Annotated in this window: 15 protein-coding genes; 9 read left to right on the forward strand and 6 right to left on the reverse strand. The window is 71.8% G+C overall.

All coding sequences use genetic code 11. The features are described from left to right. The first annotated feature begins 38 nt into the window (after positions 1 to 38). Positions 39 to 1,442 (forward strand): ethanolamine ammonia-lyase subunit EutB, encoded by a 1,404-nt coding sequence (locus ACTJK8_RS09155; RefSeq protein WP_012320256.1) that lies wholly within the window; start codon positions 39 to 41, stop codon positions 1,440 to 1,442. Next, positions 1,439 to 2,224 carry an ethanolamine ammonia-lyase subunit EutC gene (gene eutC, locus ACTJK8_RS09160; RefSeq protein ID WP_287080029.1) on the forward strand — a complete coding sequence of 262 codons (786 nt, stop codon included), beginning with the start codon at positions 1,439 to 1,441 and terminating at the stop codon, positions 2,222 to 2,224. Before ACTJK8_RS09155 ends, eutC begins: the two co-directional genes overlap by 4 nt. 25 nt (positions 2,225 to 2,249) lie before the next feature. On the opposite strand, the gene ACTJK8_RS09165 is transcribed toward eutC, so the two are convergent. Beyond that, on the reverse strand, positions 2,250 to 3,206 hold the full coding sequence (locus ACTJK8_RS09165; RefSeq protein WP_012320254.1) for a GlxA family transcriptional regulator: 957 nt from the start codon (positions 3,204 to 3,206) through the stop codon (positions 2,250 to 2,252). Between the two features lie 194 nt (positions 3,207 to 3,400). Here ACTJK8_RS09165 and solA point away from each other — a divergent pair, with 194 nt between their 5' ends. The 5 genes from solA (at position 3,401) to ACTJK8_RS09190 (ending at position 7,906) form a co-directional block, all read left to right on the forward strand. Beyond that, complete coding sequence (gene solA, locus ACTJK8_RS09170; protein ID WP_440761812.1) at positions 3,401 to 4,573, forward strand: N-methyl-L-tryptophan oxidase; 1,173 nt, start codon at positions 3,401 to 3,403, stop codon at positions 4,571 to 4,573. Positions 4,574 to 4,644: 71 nt separating this feature from the next. Continuing rightward, positions 4,645 to 5,487 carry a transporter substrate-binding domain-containing protein gene (locus ACTJK8_RS09175; RefSeq protein WP_012320252.1) on the forward strand — a complete coding sequence of 281 codons (843 nt, stop codon included), beginning with the start codon at positions 4,645 to 4,647 and terminating at the stop codon, positions 5,485 to 5,487. A 37-nt stretch (positions 5,488 to 5,524) separates the two neighbouring features. Further along, positions 5,525 to 6,274 (forward strand): amino acid ABC transporter permease, encoded by a 750-nt coding sequence (locus ACTJK8_RS09180; RefSeq protein WP_012320251.1) that lies wholly within the window; start codon positions 5,525 to 5,527, stop codon positions 6,272 to 6,274. Further along, complete coding sequence (locus ACTJK8_RS09185; protein WP_440761813.1) at positions 6,271 to 7,122, forward strand: amino acid ABC transporter permease; 852 nt, start codon at positions 6,271 to 6,273, stop codon at positions 7,120 to 7,122. The genes ACTJK8_RS09180 and ACTJK8_RS09185 overlap by 4 nt, the downstream gene beginning before the upstream one ends. A 4-nt stretch (positions 7,123 to 7,126) precedes the next feature. After that, entirely contained in the window at positions 7,127 to 7,906 is a 780-nt protein-coding gene (locus tag ACTJK8_RS09190) for an amino acid ABC transporter ATP-binding protein (protein WP_012320249.1), read from the forward strand. Positions 7,907 to 7,939: 33 nt separating this feature from the next. Here the strand turns inward: ACTJK8_RS09190 and ACTJK8_RS09195 are convergent, their stop codons facing one another. From ACTJK8_RS09195 to ACTJK8_RS09210, 4 genes are read right to left on the reverse strand one after another with little or no spacing between them, the layout of a single operon-like run. Continuing rightward, on the reverse strand, positions 7,940 to 8,830 hold the full coding sequence (locus tag ACTJK8_RS09195) for a polysaccharide deacetylase family protein (protein WP_182178329.1): 891 nt from the start codon (positions 8,828 to 8,830) through the stop codon (positions 7,940 to 7,942). An 11-nt stretch (positions 8,831 to 8,841) separates the two neighbouring features. Next, a complete protein-coding gene (locus tag ACTJK8_RS09200; RefSeq protein WP_440761814.1) occupies positions 8,842 to 11,310 on the reverse strand; it encodes a branched-chain amino acid ABC transporter ATP-binding protein/permease in 2,469 nt (822 codons plus the stop codon). 4 nt (positions 11,311 to 11,314) lie between these two features. Then, entirely contained in the window at positions 11,315 to 12,184 is an 870-nt protein-coding gene (locus ACTJK8_RS09205) for a branched-chain amino acid ABC transporter permease (protein WP_440761815.1), read from the reverse strand. An 8-nt stretch (positions 12,185 to 12,192) separates the two neighbouring features. After that, the gene (locus ACTJK8_RS09210) at positions 12,193 to 13,374 is read right to left on the reverse strand and encodes an ABC transporter substrate-binding protein (protein ID WP_440761816.1); all 1,182 of its coding nucleotides are present in this window, start codon (positions 13,372 to 13,374) and stop codon (positions 12,193 to 12,195) included. 197 nt (positions 13,375 to 13,571) lie between these two features. On the opposite strand from ACTJK8_RS09210, the gene ACTJK8_RS09215 reads away from it, so the two are divergent. Continuing rightward, positions 13,572 to 13,988, forward strand: coding sequence for a nuclear transport factor 2 family protein (locus ACTJK8_RS09215; protein ID WP_012320244.1), 417 nt, complete (start codon positions 13,572 to 13,574; stop codon positions 13,986 to 13,988). A gap of 9 nt (positions 13,989 to 13,997) precedes the next feature. Here the strand turns inward: ACTJK8_RS09215 and ACTJK8_RS09220 are convergent, their stop codons facing one another. Next, positions 13,998 to 14,705 (reverse strand): GntR family transcriptional regulator, encoded by a 708-nt coding sequence (locus tag ACTJK8_RS09220; protein WP_043074106.1) that lies wholly within the window; start codon positions 14,703 to 14,705, stop codon positions 13,998 to 14,000. Between the two features lie 537 nt (positions 14,706 to 15,242). On the opposite strand from ACTJK8_RS09220, the gene ACTJK8_RS09225 reads away from it, so the two are divergent. Beyond that, positions 15,243 to 15,623, forward strand: a complete 381-nt coding sequence (locus ACTJK8_RS09225) for a hypothetical protein (RefSeq protein ID WP_012320242.1) — start codon at positions 15,243 to 15,245, stop codon at positions 15,621 to 15,623. Positions 15,624 to 15,735 lie beyond the last annotated feature (112 nt).

A 15,735-nucleotide genomic window follows, 5' to 3' on the forward strand; every position in this document is an offset into this window, starting at 1 on the left:
GGATCCCTGAGATCCGACAGCGCGCCGGGAGCGCCCGCATGGCCTACGCGACGACGATCGAAGGCACACGCTTCACCTTCCCCGACCTGCGCAGCCTGCTCGCCAAGGCGACGCCGGAGCGCTCGGGCGACCAGCTCGCCGGGCTCTGCGCGGAAGGTCCGGTCGAGCGCCTGGCCGCGCAGATCGCCCTCGCCGACCTGCCGCTCAAGACCTTCCTGGCCGAGGAGCTGATCCCCTCGGACGAGGACGAGGTCTCGGACCTGATCGCCCGCCGGCACGACGCCGCGGCCTTCGCGCCGGTCTCGTCGCTGACGGTCGGCGCCTTCCGCGAGTGGCTGCTCGCGCCCGCCGCCGACGCGCGGGCGCTCGCCGCCCTGTCGCCCGGCCTCACGCCCGAGATGGTCGCGGCAGTGTCGAAGATCTGCCGCCTGCAGGACCTCGTCGCGGTGGCCGCCAAGCGGCCGGTGGTGACGCGCTTCCGCTCGACCATCGGCCTGCCCGGGCGCCTCGCCACACGCAACCAGCCCAACCACCCGACCGACTCGTCCGAGGGCATCCTGATCTCGGCCCTCGACGGCCTGCTGATGGGCTCGGGCGACGCGGTGATCGGCGTGAACCCGGCGACCGATTCCCTGCCGGACTACATCCGCATCGTCGAGCTGCTGGAGACCCTGCGGCTGCGCCTCGACGTGCCGACCCAGCACTGCTGCCTCGGCCACGTCACGGTGGCGATCGAGGCCATGGCCCGGGGCGCGCCGGTCGACCTCGTGTTCCAGTCGGTGGCCGGCTCGCAGAAAGCCAATGCCGGCTTCGGGGTCGACCTCGCCGTCCTGCGCGAGGCCTCCCAGGCGGCGCGCGCGCTCGGCCGCTGCCCGGAAGGCGGGCAGTTCATGTACTTCGAGACCGGCCAGGGCTCGGCCCTCTCGGCGGACGCTCACTGGGGCGTCGACCAGCAGACGATGGAGGCGCGGGCCTACGCGGTGGCGCGGGAGTTCGACCCGCTGCTCGTCAACACGGTCGTGGGCTTCATCGGTCCCGAGTACCTGTACAACGGCAAGCAGATCATCCGCGCCGGACTGGAGGACCACTTCTGCGGCAAGCTTCTCGGCCTGCCGATGGGCGTGGACGTCTGCTACACCAACCACGCCGACGCCGACGGCGAGGACATGGACGCGCTCCTGACCCTGCTGTGCGCGGCCGGGGTCAACTTCGTCATAACCGTGCCGGGGGCGGACGACGTGATGCTGAACTACCAGTCGCTCTCCCACCACGACGCGGTCTTCGCCCGCGAGACCCTGGGACGCCCTCCGGCGCCGGAATTCGAGGCGTGGCTGCGAGCCGTGCGCATCACGGACGCGCAGGGCCAACTGGCCAGCGCGGCGGGCGTGCTGCCCCAGGCCCTCGCCGAGGCGTCCCGGCTCCTGCCCGGGAGGGCGGCGTGAGCGACCCGGCCGAGCCGGCCCGCCCGGGCCCCCCGACGCTGCGCGACCTGCGCGGGCTGACCCAGGCGCGCATCGCGCTGGGCGCGCACGGGGCCGGTCTCCCGACCGGCGCGGCGCTCGCCTTCGGCCTCGACCATGCCCGCGCCCGCGAGGCGGTGTGGACGCCCCTCGACGCGGCGGCGATCCGCGAGGCGCTGCGGGTCGAGGGCCTGGACTCGGTGGAGGTCCGCTCCGCCGTGGCCGACCGGACGGAGTACCTGCGCCGGCCGGACAAGGGCCGCAGCCTCGATCCAGGGGCCGCGTCCGCGCTCGACGGGCACGGGCCGGGCTTCGATGTCGCCGTCGTGATCGCGGACGGCCTGTCGGCCACGGCGGTCGCGCTGAACGCGGTCCCGGCCGCCGCGGCGCTGGCGGCGCGGGTGCGGCGGGCCGGCTGGAGCCTGGCGCCCGTGGTCGTCGCGCTCCAGGGCCGCGTGGCGATCGGCGACCCGATCGGGGCGCGGCTCGGGGCGCGCTGCGTCGTGGTGCTGATCGGCGAGCGTCCGGGCCTGTCGGCCTCGGACAGCCTGGGCTGCTACGTCACGTTCGGCCCGGAGCCGGGCCTGCCGGATTCGCGGCGCAACTGCATCTCGAACATCCGGGAGGGCGGCCTGGCGGTCGAGGCGGCCGCCGGGCAGATGGAAGCTCTGCTGCGGGCGATGCTGGCCCAGGGCACCAGCGGCGTCGCGCTGCGCCGGGACGATCCCGCCGACCCGCCGGCTCTCCCGGACGCGCGCGACTAGACCGCTCGGACTGCCCGGGTGGACGTCACGCTCGCTCCGCGGACGGGCTGCAGCCGAACCGGGACCGGTAGCAGCGGGCGAAATGGGCCGCGCTCGAGAAGCCGCAGGCTGTAGCGATCTCTCCGATCCGGAGCGGGCTCTGGCGCAGCAGGCGCCGTCCGTGGGCGAGGCGGATCGCCCGGTACTGGGCCGAGAAGCTCAGCCCGAGCTTCTCGAGGAACAGCCGGTCGAGATGGCGCGGGCTGATCGCCGCGAGGCGCGCCATCGCGAGGCGGCCGAGCGGCGCCTCCACGGTCTTCTCCATGGTCTCCAGTACCGCCAGCAGGGCCGGATGGTGGACCCCGTAGCGCTCGACCGCGGATGCCCGCTGCGGGTCGTCGGCGGCGCCGATGGCGGTGTGGAGGAACCAGTCGGAGACGCGGCGGGCGAAGGCCTCGCCCATGCGCTCGGCGATCAGGGCGTGGGCCATCTCCAGGGGCGCGACCCCGCCGCCGCAGGTCAGGCGATCGCCGTCGGCGACGTAGCGCGCCCGGCTCAGGCGTGCCTCCGGGAAGGTCTCGACCGTGGCGCCTGCATATTCCCAGTGGAGCGTGAACGCGCGATCGGCCAGCAGGCCCGCCGCGGCCATCAGGTAGGGACCGCCCGAGATGCCGCCGATGCGGACGCCGAGCCGGGCCATCCGCCGCAGGGTCGCGTGGATCTCGGGCCTGTCCCACCCGTTCGGCTCGCCGCCGGCGCAGACGAACAGGGTGTGGAGCTGGCCGCGCAGGCGCGGCAGCGCCTCGGTGGGGACCTCTGCGCCCGACGAGGCGGCGACCCGGCCCTCTGCCTCGCCGAAATAGCGCAGCCGGTAGAGCGGCCGCCCGGCGAGCTCGTTGGCCGCGCGGAACGGCTCGCAGCCCGAAGCGAAGGACAGCAGCGCGAAGCCGGGCACGAGGATGAAGCCGATCTCCTGCGGTCGATCCCCGGTCTCCGCGTCCATGTCGCCCGCGCCCTCCTCTCCCTGACGGCTCAAACATGCAAGAAGTCGTCCGTTTCGGTCAAACGTCTCGTCCGGCATCCATCATTCTGCGTGTCGTCTTCCTGTGCCGCGCGAGACCGCCCCCGGATGCCTCGACCTGCCGATCTTCCTCCGTTCCGCGCCGCCGCGGCGGCCCGTCCCGGAAGCGAGCGGGAGTGTCGGCCGTGAGCCGCCGCTACGACGTCGCCGTGCTGGGTCTCGGCGCGATGGGCAGCGCCGCGCTCTACCAGCTGGCGAAGCGGGGCGCCGCGGTCATCGGGCTCGACCGCTTCGCGCCGCCCCACGCCCTCGGGTCCAGCCACGGCGAGACGCGGATCACCCGCCAGGCGGTCGGCGAGGGCGCCGACTACGTCCCCTTCGTGACCGCCTCGCACCGCATCTGGCGCGAGCTGGAGGCCGAGACCGGCGAGACTTTGCTGAACGCCTGCGGGGCGCTCGTCATGGCCCCGGGCCACGGCGTCTCCTCGCATCACGGCAAGCCGGACTTCGTCGGACGCTCCATCAGCGCCGCTGAGGGCGCCGGCATCGTCCACGAGGTGCTCGACGGCGCGGAGGTGGCCCGCCGGTTCCCGCAATTCCTCAACCTCGCGGGCGACGAGAAGGCCTATTACGAGCCGGGCGGCGGCTACGTGTTCCCGGAGCGCTGCCTCGCGGCGCAGCTCGGCCGCGCGGGTGCCGCGGGTGCCGAGATCCGCACGAACTGCGCGGTGGTCGGGCTTCAGCAGGACGGGAGCGGCGTCCGCGTCGACACGGCGGAGGGGACCATCCTGGCCGACCGCGCCGTCGTGGCCGCGGGCGCCTGGACGGCCCCGCTGCTGGGGAGCCCGTTCGACCGACTGCTGACCGTCCGCCGGCAGCTCCTGCACTGGTACGCGCTCGCGGACGAGACCGCCTACGGACCGCACTCGCCGGTCTTCATCTGGATGTACGGGACGAGCGACACCGAATACCTCTACGGCTTCCCGCCGCTCGACGGCTCCATCAAGGTCGCGACGGAGCAGTACGACACCACCACCACCGCCGACGGGGTGGCGCGTCGCGTCGATCCGTCCGAATCCGACGAGATGTACCGGCTGCGCGTCGCGAACCGGCTGGCCGGCGCGACTCCGGAGCTCGTCCAGGCCGCGGCCTGCGTCTACACGGTCACCCCCGACCGCGGCTTCATCATCGACCGGCATCCCGAGATGGAGCGCGTGCGGGTGGTGTCCGCCTGCTCGGGGCACGGGTTCAAGCACTCGGCCGGCATCGGCGAGGCCGTCGCGGCTGAGCTGGCCGGGACCGGCAGCACCGTCGATCTCGCGCCCTTCGCCCTGGCACGTTTCAGTTGATGCGCCGGCTAATGGCTCGTGGATTGCTTGAAACCGTGCCAAGATCAGTCGACCCGAGCAGGAAAGACCCGATGCGTCTCACGATCCGCACCCTTCTGACCACCGGTGCGCTGTCCGCCCTCGCGGCATTGTCGACCGTCGCGCTGCCCGGGCGGGCCGCGGCCGCCGACGGCGTCGACGCGATCAAGAAGCGCGGGACGCTGATCGTCGGCGTGAAGGCGGATTACAAGCCGTTCGGCTTCCGCGACCCGAGCGGGACGATCATCGGCCTGGAGCCCGACCTCGCCGCCGACCTCGCCAAGCGGCTGGGCGTGAAGCTCGAGCTCGTGCCCGTCGTCTCGGCAAACCGGATCGAGTTCCTGCAGCAGGGCAAGGTCGATCTGCTGATCGCCACCCTGTCGGACAAGCCGGAGCGCCGCCGCGTCGTGCAGGCGATCGACCCGAACTACTATTCCGACTTCGTGAACGTCCTGCTGCCCAAGTCGTCCGGCATCACCGACTGGGCGCAGCTCAAGGGCAAGCCGCTCTGCGCCACCTCGGGCGCCTGGTACAACAAGGACGTCGCGCGGACCTACGGAGCGGAGATCGTCGCCTTCGACGGGTCCGAGAAGCCGCTCTTCGCGCTCAAGCAGGGCAACTGCATCGGCTACGTCTACGACCAGAGCATGCTGCAGGGTAAGCTGCTCGACGACGACTGGAAGGCCAACTACGCGCTGCCGCTCAAGGGCATCCTCGACGCCCCGTGGATGATGGCGGTGGCGCAGGGCAACACCACGCTCCAGGCCGCCGTCGAGGACGCCACCAAGGACTGGATGAAGACCGGCTTCATCGTCAACGAGGAGAAGAAGTGGGGCATCGAGCCGACCGCTTACTCGAAGGCGATGCACGAGAAGTACAAGAACGCGACCAACTGATGCGCGCCTGCACGACGGCCTTGAGCGTTCGCCCGCGATGATCGCCACGATCCAGGCGTGGTTCCAGCAGCTCTACGAGACCACGGGCTTCAACTTCACGGTCTTCTACGATCCCTACGACTGGGACCGCTACGTGGCCGGCCTGCGGATGACGCTGCTCCTCGGGATCAGCACCATCCTGGCCAGCCTCGTCATCGGCGCCGTGGGCGCGCTCCTGCAGAGCGGGCCGTCGCGTGTCCTGCGGGCGCTGGTCAACGGCTTCGTGGTGGTGTTCCGCAACACGCCGCCGCTCGTGCAGATCTTCTTCTTCTACTTCGGCCTCGGGACGCTGCTCCCGGACATCCGCTCGGCCGACGGCCTGCGGGCGCCGATCCTCAACAATGTCCAGTGGGCGATCATCTCGCTGTCGCTGTTCGCGGGCGCGTTCAACGTCGAGATCTTCCGCTCGGGCATCGAGGCCGTGCCGCGGACCACGGTCGAGGCCGCCGAGGCCCTGGGCTACACCCGCTTCAAGGCCTACCGGTACGTCGTCCTGCCGCTGGCCCTGCGCGTCTGCCTGCCGGCCCTGAACAACAACCTGATCAACCTCCTGAAGACCACGACACTGGCCTACGCCATCGCGGTCCCGGAGACCCTGTACGCGGTCAAGCAGATCTGGTCCGAGTCGCAGAACGTGCTGGAGATGATGCTGGTGCTGCTGGCGACCTACGCGGTCCTCGTCGGCGTGCTCGTCTGGATCATGCACCGCTGGGAGCGCGCCCTGCGCATCCCGGGATACGGCCGATGAAAGCGGCCGATCCGCGGGGCGGGCGGCCGAATGCCCTGCCGGTCCTCCTGCCCTTCGCGCTCCCGGAGGACCGCGCGGTGGCGCGCCTGCGCCCGGCCCATCTCTGGCTGCTCACCGCGCTCGCCCTCGTCGCCGTCCCGGCCTGGGCGCAGGGCGGGGCCGCCGCGCTGTCGCCGCTGGAGGTCGTGATCAAGTGGGCGCCCCTCCTGCTCACGGGCTTCGCCTTCAACGTCGCGATCTCGCTGATGGCGATGGCGATCGGGACCGTGGCGGGCATCGGGCTCGGGCTGGCCATGCTGGCCGAGGGGCGGATCCTGCCCCGCCTCGCGTGGTGCGCCACGCAGGTCTTCCGCAACGTGCCCTGGCTGGTGCTGCTGTTCTTCGTGATGTTCCTGGTGCCGTTCCAGATCACCGTGTTCGGCGTCCGCGTGCCGCTGCCCGACTGGGTGAAGGCGACCTTCGGCTTCAGCCTGCCGGTTATGGCCAACGTCGCCGAGATCGTCCGCGGCGCGGTGCGCTCGGTGCCGAACACCCAGTGGGAGGCCGCCGAGTCGCTGGCCTTCACCCGGCGGCAGACGCTATGGCGCATCATCCTGCCCCAATGCGCGAAGCGCATGCTGCCGCCCTGGATGAACGTCTACTCGCTCATCGCGATGGCGACCGTGCAGGCCTCCATCGTCGGCGTCACCGAGATGCTGACGCTGACCGCGCAGGTGCACGCCGCCGAGGGCGGCCGCCCCGAGCTGTTCGCGCCGCTCTACGGCTTCGCGCTCTTGTGCTTCTTCCTCTACTGCTACCCGATCGACCGGTTCACCGCCGCCCTGGAACGCCGCTTCGAGACCCGCTGAGACCATGACGCGCGCGACCCTGGCCGCCACCCCGTCCCCGACCTGGACCCCCGATCAGCCGATCGTCCGCATCGCCGGCGTGCACAAGTCCTTCGGGACCTTCGAGGTGCTGAAGGGGATCAGCTTCGACGTGCGCAAGGGCGAGGTGGTCTGTATCATCGGCCCATCGGGCTCGGGCAAGTCGACGCTGATCCGCTGCGTCAACGCGCTGGTGCCGGTCAGCGCGGGCTCGATCGAGGTCGAGGGGATCGACGTCACCGATCCCCGGCTCGACAAGCTGGCGCTGCGCCGCAAGGTCGGCATGGTGTTCCAGCAGTACAACCTGTTCCCGCACAAGACCGCGCTTCAGAACGTGATGATGGCCCCCATCCACGTCCTCGGGCAGGACAGGCGCGAGGTCGAGGCCCGGGCGCGGGCGCTGCTCGCCAAGGTGCGGCTCGCCGGCAAGGAGAACGCCTATCCGGGCGAGCTGTCCGGCGGCCAGCAGCAGCGCGTGGCCATAGCCCGCTCGCTGGCGATGCGGCCGGACGTGATGCTGTTCGACGAGGTCACCGCCGCCCTCGATCCGGAGACGGTCAAGGAGGTGCTGGTGACGATCCGGGAGCTCGCCGAGGAGGGCATGACCTGCATGCTCGTCACGCACGAGATGAACTTCGCCCGCGACGTCGCCGACCATATCTACTTCACCGACCGCGGCGTGATCGTCGAGCACGGGCCGCCCGCGACCTTCTTCGCTTCCGCACGGGACGAGCGCACGCGCCGGTTCCTGTCGCAGGTGCTCTGAGCTCGCCGGGTCGGCCCCGGGGTCCGGACCGCGTCAGCGCGGCCCGGCCTCCCGCGCCACGATGTGGTCGGCGATCGCCCCCGCGGTGGTGAGCCAGATGTCGGCGCGCCGGTCGACGATGTGCCGGAGCGCCCGCCGCAGGGGCCGTATCCGGTGCGGCCGCCCGACGATGTAGGGATGGAGCGCGATGCCCATGACCAGGGGTGCGGTCCGGGACTGCTCCAGCATCTCGTCGAAGGCGTCGACGAGCGCGTCAGCGAACTGGCGGCCCGTCTCCTTGCGGGCGACGATGGCGGGGATGTCGTTGAGTTCCTGCGGGTAGGGCACCGTCAGGATCCGGCCGCCGCCGCGGGTTTTGAACCAGGTCGGCTGGTCGTCGTGGTCCCAGTCGAGCAGGTAGCGGTAGCCGGCCTCGGCTAGCAGGTCGGGCGTCACCCGCGACTGCGAGATCCACGGCCCGAGCCAGCCGGCCGGGGGGCGGCCCTCCCGCGCGGCGATCACCTGCGTCGTCTCGGCGATCAGCGCCCGCTCGGCGGCCTCGTCGAGGATGCCCTGCCGCTCGGCGTTGGTGCGTCCGTGGCCGACGATCTCGTCGCCCCGCGCCCGGAACGCCTCGATCAGCCCGGGGCAGTCCCGGTACAGGTTGCTGTTGACGAGCACGCTCGCGGGCATCGCCAGTTCGTCCAGCATCGCGGCGATCCGCCAGGCGCCGACCCGGTTGCCCCAGTCGCGCCACGCGTAGTTGAGCACGTCCGGCTGCGGGCCGCCCGGGGCCAGCTCGGCGCCGAGGCCCTCGCCGAACGCGAAGGTCTCGAGGTTCAGCCCCACATAGACGGCCAGCCGCTTGCCCTCCGGCCAGTCGTAGACCGGCCTGTCGGGAAGGGCGCTGTAGCCGTAGCGGCCGTGTCCCGCATTCGTGTCCATCGTGGCCCCCCTTACGCCGCACCGAGATAGGCCGCTTCCAGCCCCTTGTCCGCCGACAGCTCCGCGGCGGTTCCGCGCGCGACGACCCGGCCCTGCTCCAGCACGTAGCCGCGATCGGCGACCGTGAGGGCCAGCGCCGCCATCTGGTCGACGATCAGGATGGTGACGCCCTCGTCGCGCAGCTCGGCCACGGTGGCGTAGAGGGCGTTGATCATCGCCGGGGCGAGGCCCAGCGACGGCTCGTCGAGGAGAAGGATGCGCGGATGCGCCATCAACCCGCGGGCGATGGCCAGCATCTGCTGCTCGCCGCCGGAGAGCAGGCCGGCCCGGCTCCCCGCCCGGTCGCGCAGCCGCGGGAACCGGTCGAGCAGGCGCTCCACCTCGGCCGGGTCGATCGGCGTCCCGCGCCCGAAGGCGCCGAGGCGGATGTTCTCGACGACGGTGAGCTCCGGGAAGACCTGTCGGCCCTCCGGCACCAGGACGAGCCCGCTGCGGGCGATCCGGTGCGCCGGCAGCGCGTCGACGCGCCGGTCGTCGAACACGACCGATCCCGCGACCGGGCGCAGGAGCCCCGCCAGCGCCCGCATGGCCGTGGACTTGCCGGCGCCGTTCGCGCCCAAAAGGGCGACGGTCTCGCCGGGCCGCACGTCGAGATGGACCCCATCGAGGACCGGCGCGGCGCCGTAGCCGGCCGTCAGGTCGAGGACCGAGAGGACGGCGTCCGCCGGCCCCTGCCACGGCGCGCCCCGCGGGCGGGCCGGGGTGTCGGCGCCGCCGAGATAGGCGCGCAGCACCGCCGGGTCGCGCCGGATCTCGGCGGGCGTGCCCCGCGCGATCGGGCGTCCGGCATCCATGACCAGGATGTGGTCGGAGATGCCCATCACCAGCGGCATGTCGTGCTCGACCAGCACCACCGCGACGCCGCTGTCGGCGATCCGGCGGATCAGCCGGGCCAGCCGGTCGGTGTCGGCCCGCGACAGGCCGGCGGCGGGCTCGTCGAGGAGCAGCACCGCGGGGCCGCCGGCGAGCGCCCGGGCGATCTCCACGAGCCGCCGGTCGACATGGGGCAGCTCGGCGGCCGGGCGGTCGAGGGCGCCCCGGTAGCCGACGAAGGCGAGGAGCGACGCGGCCGTCCGGCGGTCCCCCGCGCTGGCGCGGCGCCAGAGCCGGCCCGGTGCGAATCCGAGGGCGACGTTGTCGACCACGGTCAGCGAGCCGAACAGCCGCGTGGTCTGGTAGGTGCGCGCGATGCCGGCGCGGGCGACGACATGCGCCGGCTGCCCGGCGAGATCGCGTTCGCCGAGCCGGATCGCCCCGGCGCTCGGGCGGTAGAAGCCCGAGACCATGTTGAGCACGGTCGTCTTGCCGGCCCCGTTCGGGCCGATCACGCTGGTGACCGAGCCGGGCCGGGCGGTGAGGTCGACGCCTTCCGCCGCCGTGATGCCGCCGAAGCGGATGCCGATCCCATCGAGGACGAGGGCCTCGCGCGCCGCCGTGCCGGGCAGCGGCGCCTCTCCGCTCTCCTCGGCGACCCCATTGTCGCGGCCCCGGGGCAGCAGGCGGGCGAGGCTGCCGACCAGCCCCGACGGCACCAGCCAGAGCACTGCCAGGGTCGCGATCCCGAAGAACAGCAGGCGGTACTCCGCGAGGCCGGACAGCGCCTCCGGCAGCAGCACGGTGACGAGGGCCCCGAGGAGCGGGCCGAGCACCGTGCCGGCGCCGCCGACGATCACCGACAGGACGAACAGGATCGACTGCGAGAACGGGAACGAGCTCGGCGCGATGAACAGCATCAGCGGCGGCAGGACGGCCCCCGCGAGGCCGGTCAGGGCGGCGGAGATCGCGAAGGCCAGGGTCTTCACCCGGACCGGATCGAAGCCCAGAGCCGCGGCCGCGACGTCGGCGTCGCGCACGGCGCGCATCGCCCGCCCGAGGCGGCTGCGGGCGAGAAGGTCGAACCCGGCGAGGCTCGCGCCGGCGGCGAGCACCGCCAGCACCGCCAGCCCGGCCGCACTCACCGGCTCGCCGAGGAGCGTCGGCGCGTCGGTGACGACGAGGCCGTTCTGGCCGCCGGTCAGCTCCCCGCCCTCGATCAGGCCGTGCTCGACGATGAGGCCGAAGGCGATCGTCAGCATGGCGAGGTAGGGGCCCTTCACCCGCATCGCCGGCACCGCCACGAGGCCGCCGACGAGCGCCGCGATCAGGGACGCCGCCGGGAGCGCCAGCCAGAAGCTGACGCCGTGGAGCGTCAGGATCGCGCTCGCGTAGGCGCCGATCGCGTAGAAGCCGGCCTGGCCGAAGGAGATCAGCCCGGTCAGGCCGAGGAGCACGTTGAGGCCGACCCCCGCCACCGTGGTCAGCGCCACGAGGGCGATCACGAAGTGGCTGTAGCCGGCGGTCAGCGCGACGAGGCCGAGCGCGGCGGCGGTGAGGCCGGCGATGCCGAACTGCATCGCCGGGGTCGAGCGCAGACGGTGCATCGCGTCAGACCTTGTTGACCGCGGCGCGGCCGAGCAGGCCGTCGGGGCGCAGGGTGAGGGCCAGGATGATCACCGAGAACACCACGAGCTGCGTGTAGGTCGAGCCGAGGGTCGCGGTGACGCCGGCCTCGACGAGGCCGTAGAGCAGCCCCGCCAGGATCACCCCGGTGGCGGAGCCGATGCCGCCGAGGATCGCCACCGCGAAGGCCTTGAGGCCGAACAGCGTGCCGAGCTCGGCCGAGACCGAGAAGAGCGGCGCGATCAGGAGGCCCGCGATACCGGCCAGCACCGCCGAGAGCGCGAAGGCGCAGGCCACGGTGCGGCGCACGTCGATCCCCATCAGCCGGGCGGCGTCGGCGTTCTGCGCCACGGCGAGCAGGACGCGCCCGAGATCGGTCCGGCGGAACACCGTGCGGATCGCGAAGGCGAGCGCGATCCCGACGACCGGGATCACGAGCTGGAGCGGGTAGATGCCGGTCCCGAGGATCTCCACCGGCTTGGTCGCCAGCGGCGAGGGCAGGCTGCGCGGCTCCTTGCCGAAGGTGAACAGCACGGTGTTGTCGAGGACGATGCCGCCCGCCACCGTCGCGAGCAGCCACGCATCCGAGCCGCGGGCCACGAACGGGCGGACCAGCGCCCGCTCGACCACGAGGCCGAACAGGGCGCAGCCGGCGAGCGCCAGGACGATCGCCGCCGGCATCGGCCAGCCGAGGGTGACGCCGAGCGCGTAGGCCAGGACCGCGCCCAGGGTGACGACGCTGCCCTGCGCGAAGTTCACGGTCCCCGACACCGCGTAGGTAACGTGGAAGCCGAGGGCCACGAGCCCGTACATGCTGCCGAGGCCGAGGCCGCTGACGAGGATGGAGGTCAGCATCGCCGGGCTCAGTTGGTCACCGCGACGATCTCACCGTCCTTGAAGCGGGTGAACACGTAATCGTTCGGTCCCAGCGCGTCGTGCTGGCCGGGGGCGAAGGGCTTGTCGTAGGTTTTGATCAGGCCCGGATAGGTGCCGATCTTGTAGAAGCCGTCGCGGACCTTCGGGCCCTCGGTCGAGCCGGCGGCCTGGATGGCGAGCGCCAGCAGATGCGTCGCGTCGTAGGCGTTGGCGATGCCGACGGCAGGGGTGACGTCGGCCATCGACTTGATCGCCGGGTACTTGGCCTTGAGCGCATCGAGCACCGCGCCCGCCTTCGGCGACGTGTTGCCCGCGAAGGTGAAGGTCTGGATGAAGTGGACCTTGCCGGCGCTCGGGCCGGCGAGCTCGTCGAAGCGCCCGCCGGCCGGGCCCCAGTGCGAGACGACCGGCACCGACCAGCCCATCCGGTCGAGGGATTTCACCACCTGGGCCGAGGGGCCGACATTGCCGACGAGGAACAGCGCGTCGGCCCCGGCCTCCTTCAGCCGGGACAGCTGGGGCACCATGTCGACGTCGTTGGCCTCGTACTTCTCGATGCCGGCCGCCGGGAGGTTGGCCGCCTGGAGGGCGTCCTTGAGGCCCTTCTGGTTCGACTCGCCCCAGGCGTTGTTGACGAGGATCATGCCGGGCTTCTTCGCCCCGTAGGTCTTCACCGCGTAGGCGACCAGCGCCTCGTCGACGAGGGCGTCGACCGCGGAGACACGGAAGGCGTAATTGTCGGCGGCGCCGTTGCGGGTGATGCCGGTCCCGGCCGCCCACGGGCCGATGAACGGCACCTTCATCTGGTTGGCGATCGGCACGATCGCCATCGAGACCGGCGTGTCGAGGCCGCCGACCACCGCGACGACGCCGATCCGCTGGATCAGCTCGCGGGTCGCCAGCACGCCCTTGGACGGGTTGGCCTCGTCGTCGCGGGCCACGAGCTCGAGGGGCCGTCCGAGCACCCCGCCCTTGGCGTTGATCTCGTCGATGGCGAGCCCGATCCCGCGGGAGATCGCCTCGCCGGATTTCGCGGACTGGCCGCTCAGGGCGGTCACGAGGCCGATCTTGACGGTGTCGGCCGCCTGCGCGGCCGAGACGGCGAGGCCGAGCAGGGCGCTCGTCGTCACGGCGATGCGGCGCAGGGTCGGGGGCAGGAAGGAGGCCATGGCTGTCTCCGAGGGGCGGGGCAGCCCAGCCGACCGCAACCTCCATGCCACTGAAAAATCGAAGCTTCGCCGCCCGCACGTGACCGTGCGTGCTGCACCGAAGGCAATCTGTGCTCAATCGTCGATCAAAGTGCATACACTTCCTGCATGCACAGAAGAGGCTTTTGCGGCACGTTAGGGCCGACAGGAGGCCTGCCATGACCGACGTGACCCACGATGCCGCGACCGCGCGCGACGCCGCCAACGTCACCGCCTATCTCGAAGCTTCGATGGTGCCGGATCCCGAGACGGCCGCGCGCTACATGGCGCCGGGCACCCGGATCGTGTTCACCGGCGCCCGGGTCTTCAACCATCCGTCCGAGGTCACGGCCTTCAATGCCGGCCGCTACGCCTGGGTGAAGAAGCGGATGGAGCGGCTGGACGTGGTCCCGGGCGACGGCGTCACCACGGTCTACAGCCTCGGCACCCTGTACGGTGCGTGGCCGGACGGCACGCCCTTCGAGGGCAACCGCTACGTCGACCGTTTCACCGTGCGCGACGGCCTGATCGTCGGCATGGAGGTCTGGAACGACAGCGCCGAGCGCCTGCTGACGAAGCACGGCCTCACGGCCTGAGGCGGGAGGTCAGGCTCCGCGGCCGGCACCCGCGACGTAGGGCGCCAGCAGGCGGGCGAGATCGCGCTCGCGCGGGGTCGGCGGCACGATGCGCGCCCGCTCGGCGACGGCGTCGAGGTGGTGGTCCATGAGCGTGGCGGCGCGCTCGGCATCGCCCGCGACCAGGGCGGCGACGATGTCGCGGTGCTCGCTCACGGCGCAGTCCGAGGAGTGCGGCCGGCTGTAGAGGGACAGGATCAGGGCGCAGCGATAGCCGAGTTCGGCGACGTAGCGGGTCAGCACGGCGCTGCCGGTCATCTCGGCGAGCATCAGGTGGAACTCGGTGGCGAGGCGGATCGACAGCGCCTCGGGCCCGCCCCGGGCGGCCTCCTCGCGGGCGATCTGGTCCAGCAGAACCTGGCGCTGCTCCGGGCTGAGCTGTCCGGCGAGGCGGCGCACCACGAGCCGCTCCAGGCCGAGGCGCACGTCGAAGGTGTCGCGCGCCTCCTCCCAGCTCGGCGTCGCCACGACGGCGATGCGGTTGCGGCGCAGGTCGACCAAGCCTTCCCCGGCCAGCCGCAGCAGGGCTTGCCGCGCGATGGTGCGGCTGACCCCGAAGCGCTCGCCCAGGGCATCCTCCGGCAGGCGGTCTCCGGGGGCGAGCGCCCGTTCCACGATGGCCCGTCGCAGGGCCTGGCAGATCGCGCCCACGCGATCGCCCTCGTCCGCCGCCTTCATGGACGGCGCCTGGACTCTGTCGCCCGTATCCGCGCGGACTGAACCGTCATGATCCTCCCTCGGGTGCGATCCATCGCGACGCGTCCGGGCCTGTGCCCGATCGGCTCTTCGCAGACCTGATGCCGGGTGTGCAACGGTCGCGCCAGCGCCGGCGGCGACCGCCCGGAGCCCGGAAAGACCGTCGATCGGGCGGCGCGGGCGGCCACATAGCCATCGCGGATGCGCGTCTGCCGACTCGCCGACGGCCCGCGTCGTGCGGGCCGTACGGTGATCGTGAACAAAGTGTCGCCGATCCTCCGACCTGATCCCTCGCCATGGGCGGCCGCGCGATCGCGATGTCGCCAAATGTCCGCTCGGTGTTCGGCAGGACGCTCTGTCTCAAAATCGGTCTTCTGCGTCCCAAAACACGGGTATGATCCGCGGTGTGTAGGGCCAGCTACAGCGGCTTCACGGATCGGACCTTACGGACCTCCGCGGACGCAGACGACGTCGAGGTCGCGCGAAAGATCGCGACGACGATCGTGCGGGGGCGGGGTCATGAAGCAAATCGTTCTTCCATCCGTGGTCGTGGGCATCCTGTGCGGTGCCTGCGCGACCTCTTCCGACAAGGTCGCCGCGACGTACGTGTCGCCGATCCAGTACAGCAACCTGTCCTGCACCCAGATCCGCGAGGAGGCCGGCCGCGTCTCGGTGCGCGCGGCGCAGGCTGCCGGGGCGCAGGACGAGAAGCGCCGCGGCGATCAGGTCGCCACGACGGTCGGCGCCGTGGTGTTCCTGCCGGCGCTCCTGTTCATCGACGGCGACAATCACCAGACGGCCGAACTCGCGCGGCTCAAAGGCGAGGTGAAGGCGCTGGAGCAGGCTTCCGCCGAGAAGCGCTGCGGTCTCGACTTCGAGCCGCAGCCCGCGCGCCGCTGAGCCGTCCGGCCCGGACCCGCGCGAAGCACAACTCAAAGACGATGTAGTTTGTGACTTTTATTCTTTGAGTAGATTATGGACGTTGAGGAGTTGGTAACTCTATGTAATTCAA

Source organism: Methylobacterium sp. 22177, from assembly GCF_052045615.1.
In the GTDB taxonomy this organism is placed as follows: Bacteria; Pseudomonadota; Alphaproteobacteria; order Rhizobiales; family Beijerinckiaceae; genus Methylobacterium; species Methylobacterium radiotolerans.

Bases quoted from the DNA above. Each gene is read 5' to 3' on its own strand.
- ACTJK8_RS09155 (WP_012320256.1), top strand. From the start codon at position 39: ATGGCCTACGCGACGACGATCGAAGGCACACGCTTCACCTTCCCCGAC.
- ACTJK8_RS09165 (WP_012320254.1), bottom strand. From the start codon at position 3,206: ATGGACGCGGAGACCGGGGATCGACCGCAGGAGATCGGCTTCATCCTC.
- ACTJK8_RS09175 (WP_012320252.1), top strand. From the start codon at position 4,645: ATGCGTCTCACGATCCGCACCCTTCTGACCACCGGTGCGCTGTCCGCC.
- ACTJK8_RS09180 (WP_012320251.1), top strand. From the start codon at position 5,525: ATGATCGCCACGATCCAGGCGTGGTTCCAGCAGCTCTACGAGACCACG.
- ACTJK8_RS09185 (WP_440761813.1), top strand. From the start codon at position 6,271: ATGAAAGCGGCCGATCCGCGGGGCGGGCGGCCGAATGCCCTGCCGGTC.
- ACTJK8_RS09190 (WP_012320249.1), top strand. From the start codon at position 7,127: ATGACGCGCGCGACCCTGGCCGCCACCCCGTCCCCGACCTGGACCCCC.
- ACTJK8_RS09195 (WP_182178329.1), bottom strand. From the start codon at position 8,830: ATGGACACGAATGCGGGACACGGCCGCTACGGCTACAGCGCCCTTCCC.
- ACTJK8_RS09200 (WP_440761814.1), bottom strand. From the start codon at position 11,310: ATGCACCGTCTGCGCTCGACCCCGGCGATGCAGTTCGGCATCGCCGGC.
- ACTJK8_RS09205 (WP_440761815.1), bottom strand. From the start codon at position 12,184: ATGCTGACCTCCATCCTCGTCAGCGGCCTCGGCCTCGGCAGCATGTAC.
- ACTJK8_RS09210 (WP_440761816.1), bottom strand. From the start codon at position 13,374: ATGGCCTCCTTCCTGCCCCCGACCCTGCGCCGCATCGCCGTGACGACG.
- ACTJK8_RS09215 (WP_012320244.1), top strand. From the start codon at position 13,572: ATGACCGACGTGACCCACGATGCCGCGACCGCGCGCGACGCCGCCAAC.
- ACTJK8_RS09220 (WP_043074106.1), bottom strand. From the start codon at position 14,705: ATGAAGGCGGCGGACGAGGGCGATCGCGTGGGCGCGATCTGCCAGGCC.
- ACTJK8_RS09225 (WP_012320242.1), top strand. From the start codon at position 15,243: ATGAAGCAAATCGTTCTTCCATCCGTGGTCGTGGGCATCCTGTGCGGT.